The organism is Kitasatospora albolonga (assembly GCF_039535905.1).
GTDB lineage: Bacteria > Actinomycetota > Actinomycetes > Streptomycetales > Streptomycetaceae > Kitasatospora > Kitasatospora albolonga.
In genome coordinates, this window is the sequence record NZ_BAAAYB010000161.1 from 94,441 (window position 1) to 107,046 (window position 12,606).

General features: G+C 72.9%; 9 protein-coding genes and 1 pseudogene. 3 read left to right on the top strand and 7 right to left on the bottom strand.

Translation table 11 applies throughout. From position 1 onward, the window contains the following. Position 1 precedes the first annotated feature (1 nt). From ABD946_RS42040 to ABD946_RS42065, 6 genes and pseudogenes are all read right to left on the bottom strand, one after another. Positions 2 to 2,164 (bottom strand): ATP-binding cassette domain-containing protein, encoded by a 2,163-nt coding sequence (locus ABD946_RS42040; RefSeq protein ID WP_345291006.1) that lies wholly within the window; start codon positions 2,162 to 2,164, stop codon positions 2 to 4. Next, complete coding sequence (locus ABD946_RS42045) at positions 2,161 to 3,939, bottom strand: ATP-binding cassette domain-containing protein (protein WP_345291007.1); 1,779 nt, start codon at positions 3,937 to 3,939, stop codon at positions 2,161 to 2,163. Before ABD946_RS42045 ends, ABD946_RS42040 begins: the two co-directional genes overlap by 4 nt. A gap of 253 nt (positions 3,940 to 4,192) precedes the next feature. Next, positions 4,193 to 4,513: pseudogene (locus ABD946_RS43285) on the bottom strand (cysteine peptidase family C39 domain-containing protein); the annotation flags it as partial. 137 nt (positions 4,514 to 4,650) lie between these two features. Beyond that, positions 4,651 to 5,502 (bottom strand): acyl-CoA carboxylase biotin carboxyl carrier protein subunit, encoded by an 852-nt coding sequence (locus ABD946_RS42055; protein WP_345291009.1) that lies wholly within the window; start codon positions 5,500 to 5,502, stop codon positions 4,651 to 4,653. After that, a complete protein-coding gene (locus ABD946_RS42060; RefSeq protein WP_345291010.1) occupies positions 5,499 to 6,827 on the bottom strand; it encodes a cytochrome P450 in 1,329 nt (442 codons plus the stop codon). The genes ABD946_RS42055 and ABD946_RS42060 overlap by 4 nt, the downstream gene beginning before the upstream one ends. A 127-nt stretch (positions 6,828 to 6,954) precedes the next feature. Further along, the gene (locus ABD946_RS42065) at positions 6,955 to 7,119 is read right to left on the bottom strand and encodes a hypothetical protein (RefSeq protein WP_345291011.1); all 165 of its coding nucleotides are present in this window, start codon (positions 7,117 to 7,119) and stop codon (positions 6,955 to 6,957) included. Between the two features lie 307 nt (positions 7,120 to 7,426). Between ABD946_RS42065 and ABD946_RS42070 the strand changes: the two genes are divergently transcribed. Together ABD946_RS42070 and ABD946_RS42075 are read left to right on the top strand one after the other, a co-directional pair. Then, entirely contained in the window at positions 7,427 to 8,326 is a 900-nt protein-coding gene (locus ABD946_RS42070; RefSeq protein WP_345291012.1) for an ABC transporter ATP-binding protein, read from the top strand. Further along, positions 8,323 to 9,183: an ABC transporter permease gene (locus ABD946_RS42075; RefSeq protein ID WP_345291013.1), complete on the top strand. Its 861-nt coding sequence runs from the start codon at positions 8,323 to 8,325 to the stop codon at positions 9,181 to 9,183. The genes ABD946_RS42070 and ABD946_RS42075 overlap by 4 nt, the downstream gene beginning before the upstream one ends. 82 nt (positions 9,184 to 9,265) lie before the next feature. Here ABD946_RS42075 and ABD946_RS42080 read toward each other — a convergent pair whose 3' ends face one another. Then, positions 9,266 to 10,129 (bottom strand): hypothetical protein, encoded by an 864-nt coding sequence (locus ABD946_RS42080; protein WP_345291014.1) that lies wholly within the window; start codon positions 10,127 to 10,129, stop codon positions 9,266 to 9,268. A gap of 566 nt (positions 10,130 to 10,695) precedes the next feature. Here ABD946_RS42080 and ABD946_RS42085 point away from each other — a divergent pair. Continuing rightward, positions 10,696 to 12,297 (top strand): tyrosine-type recombinase/integrase, encoded by a 1,602-nt coding sequence (locus ABD946_RS42085; protein WP_345291015.1) that lies wholly within the window; start codon positions 10,696 to 10,698, stop codon positions 12,295 to 12,297. Positions 12,298 to 12,606: the final 309 nt, after the last annotated feature.

Consider the following 12,606-nt stretch of genomic DNA (forward strand, 5'->3'; position numbering starts at 1 on the left):
CTCACATCTCCTGGAGTCGGGCGAGTCGGGTGAACAGCGGGTCGTGGCCTAGTAGTTCGTCGTAGGTGCCGGAGGCCGTGACCCTGCCCCCGGAGAGGACGTGGATCCGGTCGGCGGTGCGGATGGTGCTGAGCCGGTGGGCGATCACCAGCCGGGTGCGGTCCAGGCCCGCGACGGCCTCGGCGACCCGCAGCTGGGTCGCGTTGTCCAGCGCGGAGGTGGCCTCGTCCAGCAGCAGGACGGCGGGCCGGCGGACCAGCGCGCGGGCCAGCAGCAGGCGCTGCACCTGGCCCCCGGAGAAGCCCGCGGCGTCCTCCCCGACCCGGGTGCCGAGACCGAGCGGAAGGGCCCGCAACTCCTCGGCGATCCCGGCCAGTTCGGCGGCCTCCCAGATCCGGTCCTCGGTCACGTCCGGATCGCTGCCGGCCAGGTTCTCCAGCAGCGAGCCGCGCAGCATCCGGCCGTGCTGGAGCACCGCGCCGAGTTGGCGCCGGACCAGCCGCGCGTCCAGCCCGGCCAGGTCCTGCCCGTCGTAGCGGACGGCGCCGGACTCGGGCGTCTCGAAGCCGAGCAGCAGCCGCACCAGGGTGGACTTTCCGGCCCCGGACGGGCCGACCACGGCGACCATCTCGCCGGGCCCGGCGCGCAGCGAGACCTCGTGCAGCACCGGGGCGGCCGTGCCCGGGTAGCGGAAGGTGACCCGGTCCAGCGAAACCGCCCCACGCAGCTCGCCGGGATCGTTCAACTCCCGTGCCCCGTCCGAGGCCCGGACCTCGGCCAGGATCGGCCGGATCCGGTCCAGCACCGGGGCGATCCCGTAGGCACTGGCCGCCGCGTGGGTGACCTGGCCGAGCGCCGCGGCGACCTGGCCGGCCGCCACGCCGGCGGCCATCAGGTGGCCCGGCAGGGTGTTCCCGTCGAGCACCGCACCCGCCAACAGGACCGCCAGCAGCAGCGGTTGGAGCCCTGCGGTGAGCGCGGCGGCCGCGGCGTCGGCCCGCTGGGCGTCCGCGTCGGCCCGCTTCTGGGCGGCGAACGGCACCGCCCAGCGGGCGAAGGCCTGGATCTCCCGGCCGGCCGTCTGGATCTTGTCGATGCCGAGCAGCAGCCCGTACAGCACGCCGTTCAGCTTGCCGTGCAGTTCGAAGACGGCACTCTCGTGGCGTTGGCGACGGCGACCGAGCAACAGCAGCAGCCCGGTCACCGCCAGGACGGCGAGCAGCAGCAGCCCGCCGAGCCAGGCGTCCACCAGCATCAGGACCGTGAGCCCCGAGGTGGCGAACACCGCCCCCAGGACGGCGCTGACCAGGACTTCGGACAGCGCGGCCCGGGCCTGGGCCACCGCATTGGCGCGGTGGACCAGGTCTCCGGTGCTGAAGTCGCGGAAGAACCGGGCGTCGTGACCGAGCAGACGGTCCCAGACGGCCGGTTCCAACGCGCTCTGCACCCGCCCGGTCAACCGCACGGCGGCGGTGTTCCGGACGATCACCAGCAGCCAGGCCGCCAGGACGGCCGACCCCAGCAGCAGGGCCAGCCAGCGGACGGGGTGCCGGTCGGCCGCCATGAGCTCCGGCATCAGGACACCGGCGCTCAGCGGCACGATCAGCCCGAGCATCGCCGCCCCCAGGCCGGCTGCGGTCAGCCGTCCCAGGTCGCGGCGGGCGCCGGGCACCCGCAGGACGAAGCGGGCCAGGTCCGCCGGCCCCAAGTCACCTGCGGGAAGCGGCAGGTAGAGCAGCAGCGCCCGTTCCTGCAGCGCGACCGGGGCGGACGCCCCGGCCGGGTCGTGGTGGCGGTGGCCGCCGGCCGGCCGCGGCACCAGGGCGACCGGGCGGCCGTCCTCGGCCGCGAAGCCGACCATCGGCCCGGCCGTACCGGCCGGGTCGCCGTGGCCGTCCTCGGCCGTGGGCAGGGTCACCGGCCGGTACCGCAGCCCGGCCGACCGCAGCAGCGCGGTCAGCGGGTCGCGGGAGCTCCGTACCGTGGAAGGGAGTTCGGCGTCTGCGGGGAGCGCCCCGAGCGCGACGAGCACGGCGTGCGCCTGCTCGGCCGGGTGGGTGAGGTTCTGCGGACGGGTCTGTCGTCCGCCACGGCCGGGGTGCAGCACGCCGACGGTGGCGGCGAGCGCGGCCCGGTTGGCTTCGGCGGTGGCCGTGGCGGTCATGACTTCTCCTCCTTCGGGATCTCGGATCCGGCGGGTCGCCCATGGGTCCCGGTCTGCCGGGCCTTCTCGGTGGGCGCGGGGCCTTCGGTCCGCCCATGGGTCCCGGTACGCCGGGCCTTCTCGGTGGGCGCGATGGCTTCGGAGTGCTCATGGGTCCCGGTGCGCCGGGCCTTTTCGGTGAGCGCGGTGCCTTCGGACGGCTCATGGGTCCCGGTGCGCCGGGCCTTTTCGGTGAGCAGGGTCTGGTAGGGGCCGGGGACGGCGGCGAGTTCGGCGGGGGTGCCCTGCTGGACGATCCGTCCGCCGGCCAGCACGACCACCCGGTCGGCGGCCTGGATGGTGCTCAGCCGGTGCGCCAGCACCAGGCAGGTGGTGCCGCGCCGCCGCAGGTGCTCGTTGACCGCCGCCTCGGTGTGCGCGTCCAGCGCGGAGGTGGCCTCGTCCAGCACCAGCAGGGCCGGGTCCAGGGCGAGCGCGCGGGCCAGTTCGAGCCGCTGGCGCTCGCCGCCGGAGAGGTTGCGGGCGTCCTCGTCGATCCGCCCGGCGTCCAGGCCGCCCCGGCGGGCGACCAGGTCGGCGACCTCGGCGTCCTCCAGCGCGCGGCGCAGGGCGTCCTCGTCGGCGGCCGGGTTCCAGAGCGTCAGGTTCTCCCGGACGGTGCCCTCGAAGAGCCTCAACTGCTGCTCCACGTAAGCCACCTGACCGGTCACCACGGCCCGGTGCCAGTCGTCCCTGGGCCTGCCGTCCAGCAGCACCTGGCCGGACCACGGCCGCAGCACCCCGGCGGCCAGCCTGGCCATCGTGGACTTGCCGCTGCCGCTGCCGCCGACCACCGCGACCCACTCCCCCGGGCGGATGTGCAGCGAGATCCCCGCCAGGGTGGGCGGCCGGTTCGGGTCGTAGCCGAACTCGACGTCGCGCAGCTCCAGTTCACCGCTCAGGCGCGGGCCCGGCTCGGCCGGCGCGTCCAGCACCGGGGTCAGGTACGGATCGGGCTCGCTGCTCTCGACGTCCTCCAGCAGCGCGTTCTGCGCCCGGGCCATGGTGAGCTCCGAGGCCGCGTTGACCAACTGGCCGACCGGGCCGAGGAATCCGTTGAGCAGGAGCAGGAAGGCCAGCAGCGTGCCGATCGAGAGCGAGCCGCCCAGCAGCATCGAGGTGCCGGCCACCACCACGGTGGCGGTGGCCGCCGCGTTGAGCGCGCCGGGCAGCGAGAGCGGCACGATCACCGCGGTGGTGACCTTCTGGCCGGTCTCCATGGCCCGGGCCTGCCAGCCCGCCCAGGAGCGGAAGAAGGAGTCCTCCGCGCCCTCGGCCTTGAGCGTCTCGATCGCCGACACCCCGGCGAAGGCCACCCCGTCGCGCTTGTGCTGCTCGGCGTGCAGCCGGTGCACCAGCCCGCCGCGCCGCCGGTCGGCGACCCGCAGGGCCAGCAGGTCCAGCCCGGCGACCACCACCGGCACCACGGCCAGCCGTGGCTCCAGCCAGGCCAGCGCCCCCAGGTGGACGGCGGCGGCGGCCAGTTGGGCCGAGGCCGAGGCCACCCGGTGCGAGAGCAGCATCGCCAGGCCGTCGTTCATCTGGACCCGGGTCACCAGGCCGCCCAGCTGGCGCCGGTGGAAGAAGGAGCCGGGCAGCCGGATCAGCCGCCACAGGAAGCCGGACGACGCCCGGGCCGCCATCGCCTCCAACACCCGGTTGACCAGGGTCTGCTGGAGCCAGGTGCCGAGCACCACGGTGCCGGCCACGGCGGCCGAGGCGAGCGCCAGCGGCACCGCCCAGGACTCCAGGCCCCCCCAGCACCACCGAGCGCAGGTACGCCCGCAGCAGGAAGGCCGCGACCACCCCCGGCACCGCCAGCGCGACCGAGAGCAGCACCGCCAGCAGCAGCGGGGCCGCGAACGCCCGCATCCGGCCGCCCAGGGCCCGCAGCAGCGGGAAGCGCTGCCCGCCGGGCTCGAAGTCCGGGCCCGGCTCGAAGCCGACCGCGATCCCGGAGAACGAGTCCCAGAACTCGGCCGGAGTGGCCGAGTAGGAGCCCATCGACGGGTCGTTGACGTGCACCCGGCCGCGCTTGACGCCCTCGTAGATCGCGAAGTGCGGGCCGGTGACCAGGACCATCGACGGGACCTGGAGGGCCTCCAGGCCCTGCAGCCTCTCCTCCGTGCGGACGATCCGGCGGCCCTTGGCGATCACGCCGTACCGGCCGGCCGCCCGGGCGACCGCGGCCGCACTGACGCCGTCCCGGCTCACCCCGCAGGAGCGCGAGGCCTCCTGGAGCGTCACCCGGCGGCCGAGCGCGCCCAGCACCACGGCCAGGCAGGCCGCGCCGCAGTCCTGCTCCTCCATCTGCGGCACCACGGGGGTGCGCAGGTAGCGGCGGGGCTTGTTGGTCCTCTTGGTCCTGCTCTGCTCCGGCTTCGGCGCCGGGGTGCTCGCCGCGGCCGCCGGTGCGGTCCGGGCAGCAGCCTCCCGGACGTCGAGGCTCACCGGCCGGCCCCCGTCCCGAACACGGCCTCGTACGGGTGCCGGGCACCCAGGTCGACCGAGACGGTCAGCGGCACCGGGCCGCGCAGCCGGGTGGTGTCGGGCGGCAGTTGGGCCCGGGCCGTCCAGACCGGGGCCGCGCCGGAGGGCACACCGGGCAGCGGTACGGAGAACGCCCCGTCCAGCGTCTCGGCGCGGACCGGCAGCGGGTCCACCTCGGTGATGGTGGCCTGCACGGTACCCCCGCCCGGCACCGGGACCAGCACCGTCCGGCCGGGCACCAGCTCCCCGGCCTCCCGCAGCGAGGTGGCGAACAGTCGGACGGTGTCCGGCAGTTGCGCCGCGTCCAGGGCGGCGACGGCCGCGCCCGGGGCGAGCGTGGCGCCGGGGGCGGAGAGCAGCGCGGTGACGGTGCCGGCCTGCGGGGCCCGGACGGCGAGCTCCTCGCCCGCCGGCGTCCGCAGCAGCGCCAGGGTCTGACCCTGCGTCACGGCGGACCCGGGGCTCACCTGGTAGGCGAGCAGCGCGCCCGCCTGCTCGGCCCGGACGGTCTCCGGGGCCGCGCCGTGGGCCAGCAGGGCCGGGAGCGCGAGCGTGTGCGGCAGCGTGCCGAAGGCCAGCCAGCCGCCGCCCGCGCCGACCACCAGCAACAGCGCCGCGGCGGCGGCCCGCAGCCGGGCACCGACCAGCCCCACCGGGCGGTCCAGCCCGGGCTCCAGGACGGCGGCGGCCCGGGCGGCCGCGACGGCGGTGGACTCCTTGGCGGGGGCGGCGGCCACGGCCCGGCCGTTCCGCTCCTCCTCCGCGGTCCCGGTGGTGCGTGCGGACGCGTCGGTCGTCGTGAGGCTCATGACCGCACCGCCCCCACCAGCGCGGCCGCGGACTCCTCGGACTCCGGCTGCGGCTCCAGTTGCGGCTCCGGCTCCGGCTGGGGCTCGGGCCGCGCCACGGGGACGCAGAGCAGCGGCAGTTCACGCATGCCGCCGAAGACGAACTGGGTGCTCCAGCGCACGGTCTCCTCCGTCAGCGGGGTGCTCAGCTCCTGCGTGCGCCCCGCCTCGGCCAGGCCGCGCAGCACGGCGGCACCGGCCATCAGGGAGAGCGGCGCACCCAGGCAGTGGTGCGGACCGTGGCCGAAGGCCAGGTGACGGGTCTCGGCCCGGTCCGGGTCGAAGGCGTCCGGGGCGGCGAAGCGGCGCGGGTCCCGGTTGGCGGCCGCGTAGAGCAGCAGGGCGACCCGGCCGGCCGGGATCACGGTGTCGCCGAGGGTCACGTCGTGGGTGAGGGCGCGCGCGCTGGCGCGCACGGGGCTGCCGAGCCGCTGGGCCTCGTCGAACACCGCTTCGGCCCGCTCGGGCCGGTTCCGGATCAGTTCGGCGAGCTCCGGGTCGCGCAGCAACTGCCATACGGCCAGAGCCAGTCCGGAGGTGAGCGTCTCCAGCCCGTTGGCGAGCAGCATCACCACGAAGGCGAGCAGGTCCTCGTCGTCGAGCTTGCCCTCGGCGCGGGCGACGGTGAGACGGCTGATCAGGTCGTCACCCGGAGCGGCGGCGCGTGCGGCGCACAGCTCCTCGACGTAGGCGCGGAACTCCTCGAACTCCGCGTCGAGTTCGGCGATCGTGGCGGCGTCCGCCGAGGCGCCCTGGCCGCCGAAGTCGTCCAGCAGCGAGCGGGCGACCAGGCCGGCCCAGCCGACCACGCGCTCCTGCTCGGAGTCGGGGATGTCCAGGATGGCGCAGGAGACGGCCACCGGCAGTGGGACGGCGAGGTCCGCGACCACGTCGAACTCACCTGCGGCGAGCAGGGGTTCGAGCATCCGGGCGGCCGTGCTCTCGATCCGCTCGCGCATCTGCTCCAGGCGGCGGGCGGAGAAGGCGGTGGTGGCGAGGCGCTTCAACCGCGTGTGGTCGGCGCCGTCGCGCATCGGGAGCATCCGGTTGACGATCCGCGCCAGCGCGGTCGAACCGGCGCTCGGCAGACCGACGGTGGTCGGATCGACCGCCGTGCCGGGGTGCATCAGTACGGTGACGATCTCCTGGTAGCCCGACACCACGTGCACCCGTCCGAGATCCAGCACCGGCTCCTCGGCCAGCAGTCGACGGTAGAGCGCGGGCGGGTCCTGCTGAGCGGCGGGTTCCTGGATGAACCGCGTCAGCTCTTGCCGGAGGTTCTCCATGACCCGGCTTCTCCTTCACTGCTGTTCGTCGGTCAATTCGTGTCTGTGGGCGGGAAGACGGGGGAAGAGACGAGGGTGCCGCGGTGACTCCGCCCGAGGGCGGACTCACCGCGGCACAGGTCCCGAATTACTCGGCCGCAACCTCGGCGGCGGCGTTGGAGATCGAGCTGAAGCTCGAGACCGGGCAGGCCGCGCAGGCCAGGGAGGAGACGGAGACGCCGGCGTTGACGCTGTCCAGCTCCTCGATCTCGATGTCGAACTGGTCGTTCGCGGGGGTGGTGTTCTCAGCCATGTGAAGCTCCCTCTTGGGTCGTGGGGCCTGCCCCGTCGGGGCCGGTCACCCTTTCCGCCGATTCGCTTTCCGGTCTTTTTCTCCGGCTCGTTCTCGGCGATGAGGAAACTATGCACCCGGCCGCCGCTCGAACATCAGTAGGGAATGTAAGAAACCCATCCGTCGAAAATGCCACACCTGCACCCATGACATTTTGCATACCCTCTGACCTGCGGTTATGTCGTGCACTTGCCTTATAGGGGCGGGCCGGTTCACCCTATGTCCCATGACACTCACCACAGGCCCGGGGAATACCGGGGAGGCGGCCGTGGAGGTACACGGTCTGCGCAGCAGCTACGGGGACTACGAAGCCGTACGGGGAGTCTCCTTCACCGTCGCGCGGGGCGAGCTGTTCGCCCTGCTGGGGACCAACGGGGCCGGCAAGACCACCACCATGGAGGTCCTGGAGGGGTACCGCGCCCCGAGTGCCGGCACCGTCCGGGTGCTCGGCCTCGACCCCTGGACCCAGGGCGCCCAGGTGCGCAGGCGCACCGGCATGATGCTCCAGGAGGGCGGCTTCTTCAAGGAGTTGACCGTCAAGGAGACCGTCGACTCCTGGCGCACCTTCATCTCCGGCGCCCGGCCCACCACCGAGGTGCTCGACCGGGTCGCCCTCACCGAGCGGGCCGGCATCCGGGTCTCCCAACTCTCCGGCGGCGAAAGGCGACGGCTCGACCTCGCCCTGGCCGTGCTGAACACCCCGGAGGTGCTCTTCCTCGACGAACCCACCACCGGCATGGACCCGGAGGCCCGGCGCACCACCTGGCGCCTGGTCAAGGAGCTCCGCGCGGCCGGCACCACCGTCCTGCTGACCACCCACTACCTGGAGGAGGCCCAGCAGTTGGCCGACCGGGTGGCCATCATGGACCGCGGCCAACTCGCCGCCGTCGGCACCGTCGACGAGGTGCTCTCCGGCCAGGGCACCCGGGTCACCTTCCCGCTGCCCGCCGGTGTGCTGCCCGCCCAACTCCCCACCGTGCTGGGCGAGTCGCCCACCCTCGACGAGGGCACCGTGGTCTACACCGTCGCCAAGACCGCCCCCGCCCTGGCCTCCCTGCACGGCTGGGCCGCCGGCCTGGGCGTCGAGCTGGACGGCATCGAGGCGCGCAACGCCTCCCTGGAGGACGTCTTCCTGCAGCTGGCCCACGACAAGGCGGAGACCCGATGAGCGCCCTGACCACCACCCTGCCCCGCTCCACCACCACCGTCCGCGAGCTCAGCTGGCCCGCCTATGCGCGCGGCCAATTCCTGCTCTCCTGGCGGGTGTTCTGGCGCAACCGGCGCTCCACCTTCATCGGCTTCCTGCTGCCGGTCCTGCTCAACCTGGTGATCGCCGCCCCGCTCCGCGAGCGCGAGATCGGCGGGGTGAACGCCGCCGCCTACAGCACCATCGGCTTCATCGGCTTCGCCCTGGTGACCACGTTCATCAACCTGCTGAACGGCATCGTCGCCCGCCGCGACGACCTGGTGCTCAAGCGGCTGCGCGGCACCGAAGTCCCGCCGACCGCCATCTTCGCCGGGCAGTTCGGCGCGGCCGCCGCCGTCGTCCTGCTCCAGGTGCTGGTGCTCGGCGGCACCGCGGTGCTCTGGTTCGGCGCCCCGCTGCCCGCCGACCCGCTGCTCTTCCTGCTCACCCTGACCCTCGGGTTCCTGCTCTTCGCGATCCTGGCGGTGGCGCTGTCCGGCATCACCCCCAGCGCCGAGTCCGCCCCGATGGTCGCCACCCCCGTCCTGCTGATCTGCATGTTCGCCAGCGGCGTGGTCGCCCCGCTCAGCTCCATGCCCAGCTGGCTCCAGGACCCCGCCCACAACCTCCCGCTCGCCCCCGTGGTGGAGACCCTGCGCACCGCCTGGTTCGGCCGCGGCTTCGGCCACGAGTCCTGGAGCGGCGCCGCCCTCCCCGAACTCGACCTGGTGCACGGCTGGCAGCACGCCGCCACGTCCCTGCTGATCGCCGCCGCCTGGACCGCCGGCGCCACCGTCCTCGCCCGCCGCCTCTTCCGCTGGGAGCCCCGCCACGGCTGACCCGTCGTCACCACCCCCGATGCTGCTGGGCGAGCCCGCCGAGTCCACCTCGGTCCGGGCCCGCCTTCAGCGTTTCATCCCCTCACTTCACCGGGATGTCCACGTTCAGCACGGACCGGTGCGGCGGCGGGTTCGCCGGCGCCTCGTAGGTGATCACCGCCCGCACCGTGCTCCCCGGCTGGCAGCCCTCCCCGACCCGCACCGCGAAGTCCCGCTTGGCCGACCGCCAGGTGTTGCTGACGATGTCGTCCGGACAGACAGCGGTCGTGCCGTCCGCCGAGATCTCGCACTGGCTCCCCTCGGCCGTGGGCACGAACCGCGACCCGGACGGCAGTTGGGCCACCACCCGGCCCCGCCACGGGTAGTCCACCGACGGGCCGAGGTTGCTCTCCTCCACCTGGAACTCCGCCGTCCCGCCCGGCGCGGTCGGCAGCGGCTGCTTCGACAGCGCCAGGAACGCACCCGTCACCGGCCCGGTGATCACCGAACTCCACGTCGCCGCGTTGTCCGACTGGTCCTGGTCCGCTGCCCAACTCACCTCCGCCGTACCGCCGTCGAAGGTCCTCGACCCGTCCATCCCGGCCAGCGTCCGGGCCCGGAGCTTCACGTGCGTGCAGTCGTGCGGGTAGAGCCCCTTCCCCAGCTCGAACTTGATCCAGTTCCACCCGCCGTCCACCACACCGAAGCTCTCCGAGGTCAGCTCCATCCCCTCCCCGGGCGGCCCGTTCACCACCAGCACCGCATCCTCCTGCGGCGCCTCGCTCCCCTGGTTGCACACCACCACCGTGAACGGCGCCACCTCCCCCGGCGCCGACGGCTCCGGCGCCGCCACCGACACCGCCAGATCACGCACGTACGGCGGCCCGTCCGCCGGCGCCGCCTGCGCACCCACCGGAACGAGCGCAGCCGCCACCACCACAGCAGCCACCACCACGGGAACCCTCACGGGCCTCTCCCTCGACGACGTCACGGGCAGCACGGCTCGCCACCCGCAGTTCGCCCACGAAGCTATCCGCCCCCACCCACCCCCGTCGCCGCCCGCACGGGTGAATCCGGGCCCCGGGCACAACAGAAGAGGCCCGGTCAGGTTTCCCTGACCGGGCCTCTTCGACTCCGGAGCCGCCTATGGGATTCGAACCCATGACCTACGCATTACGAGTGGGATCAGTCACGTGCCCATCGGTCCCAACGAGCGGCCCGCAGTCCCAGTTTTGCCTGATCAGAGCGCTTCTGAGCGTGCCAGTGAGTCCCAAGCGGTGCCACCCGTCCCATGGGTGCCCGAACGTCCCGGGCACTTTGTGGGCACCCCTGGCCCGATGAGAGTCATCCACTCCAGCTTCGACGAGGCCGGACTACGATTGTCACTCTCAGCGACTATCTCCGGCAACATGCCGACCCCGCTGTCAGGACCGTTCCCCGCGAAGCCTTACGGACGAACGCGCGCCTCCAGGCCCAGGCCGGCTGCCCCGCCGGCTGAAGTCGTACCTTCCGTTGGCCGAGGACAAGGACGTCATGAAGGGCTCGATCTCCCATACCTGCCATTGCCGGAACTCGCGAACCGGCATCCCCTACCCAGCCTCCTCGCCATGCCCGAGGCTGCGCAACCCGAAGCACGGCCAGTGGTCGGTGCGTCAGGAACTCGCCGCGGACGCCGACGGCAGGCGTCGCCAGTTCCGACGCACCGGCTTCACCAACGCGCAAGGCGCCCGGCGGGAGCTGCTTCTCGTCCAGGCACTGCTCGCGTCCGCGGACGACGATGACCCGAAGGACAGCCGGCGCATCAGCGACATGATCATGCTCTGCGCCAAGGAGCGATCCGCCCTCCCCGACGTCGAGACCACGTCCCGCCTTCTCAAGGCCGGCCACAGCCTGACCACCCGAGTGACGGTCAGCGAGTGGCTGGACACCTGGCTCAAGGGCAAGAAGGCGCTGCGGGCGACCGGAGTTGCACGCTACGAGGTGGACATCCGCTGTCATCTCCGGCCACACATCGGCCAGATCCGCCTCGACCGACTGCGCGTGGATCACCTTGATGCGATGTTCGAGGAAATCGCATCAACCAACGTCGAGATCCTCGAACAGAACTACCAGCGGCGGCAGGCCCTGGAGGATCTCCGGTCGATTCGCGGGCGGGCCGCTCGGCGCACCGCACGTGCGGCCATCGCCGCGATGCCGCCCTTCCGTCGCGTCACCGGCCTGGCCACCCAGCACCACATCAAGGCCACACTGCGTGCCGCTCTCAACACAGCCATCGCCCGGCAGTTGATCACTTTCAACCCCGCCGCATACGTCGAACTGGAGACCGCACCGAAGCCGACGGCCCTGGTGTGGACCGCGGCCCGCGTCGCCGAGTGGCAGCGCACCGGCAAGAAGCCCTCACCAGTCATGGTCTGGACACCCACCCAGACCGGTCTCTTCCTCGACCACGTCGCCGAGCACCGGCTCTACGCCCTGTGGCACCTGTACTGCTTCCGCGGCCCCCGCCGCGGAGAAGGTATCGGCACCCGGTGGGTCGACTTCGACAAGGACAGCGAATCCCTTGCCGTACAGACCCAACTCGTCCAACTCGGCTGGGATGTCCTCGAAGGCGAACCGAAGACCGCAAACGGCACCCGCTTCCTCGCACTGGACCACGGCACCACCGATGCCCTGATCCGCCACGAGAAACGCCAGAAGGAGGAACGGCTCGCCTACGGCCCGGGCTGGGCCGACACCGGCCGAATCTTCGTGGAACTGGACGGGACCTGGCTTCACCCCGCCAAGGTCAGTGACCTGTTCGCCCAGCTGATCGAGGAAGCCGATCTGCCCCCGGTCCGGCTCCACGACCTACGCCACCTCGCGGCAACACTCGCACTGGCCGCAGGTGTCGACCCCCGCATCGTCTCGGAAATGCTCGGCCACAGCAGCACCTCCACCATCACCCGCGACATCTATCAGTCGGTGCTGGACGACATCGCCCACGAGGCCGCCGAAGCCGTGGTGAAGCTCGTCCCTCGCAATACCGTCCACCCTCGCGCCGACACCAGCGACTTATCACGGCCACCCGGGCGACCCGCCTTCCAACCTGAGCACATCCACTCCCGCCGACCCGTCACCACACACCCCAGGCGATAAGCTGGCGCTCTCGGACTGAGCCTCTTCACGGCCAGGCGTTGCTCGCTTCTGCTGACGGGGAGGTCGAACGGGTTGCTCAACGCTCTATTTTGCGGTAGGGACAATGCCGCGAGCCGCGAGCCGCGAGCCGCGAGCCGCGAGCCGCGAGCCGCGAGCCGCGAGCCGCGAGCCGCGAGCCGCGAGCCGCGAGCCGCGAGCCGCGAGCCGCGAGCCGCGAGCCGCGAGCCGCGAGCCGCGAGCCGCGAGCCGCGAGCCGCGAGCCCTCTGACTGGGAGTGTGGGATCCTGCAGCCAGGCGGAGGTGCAGGAT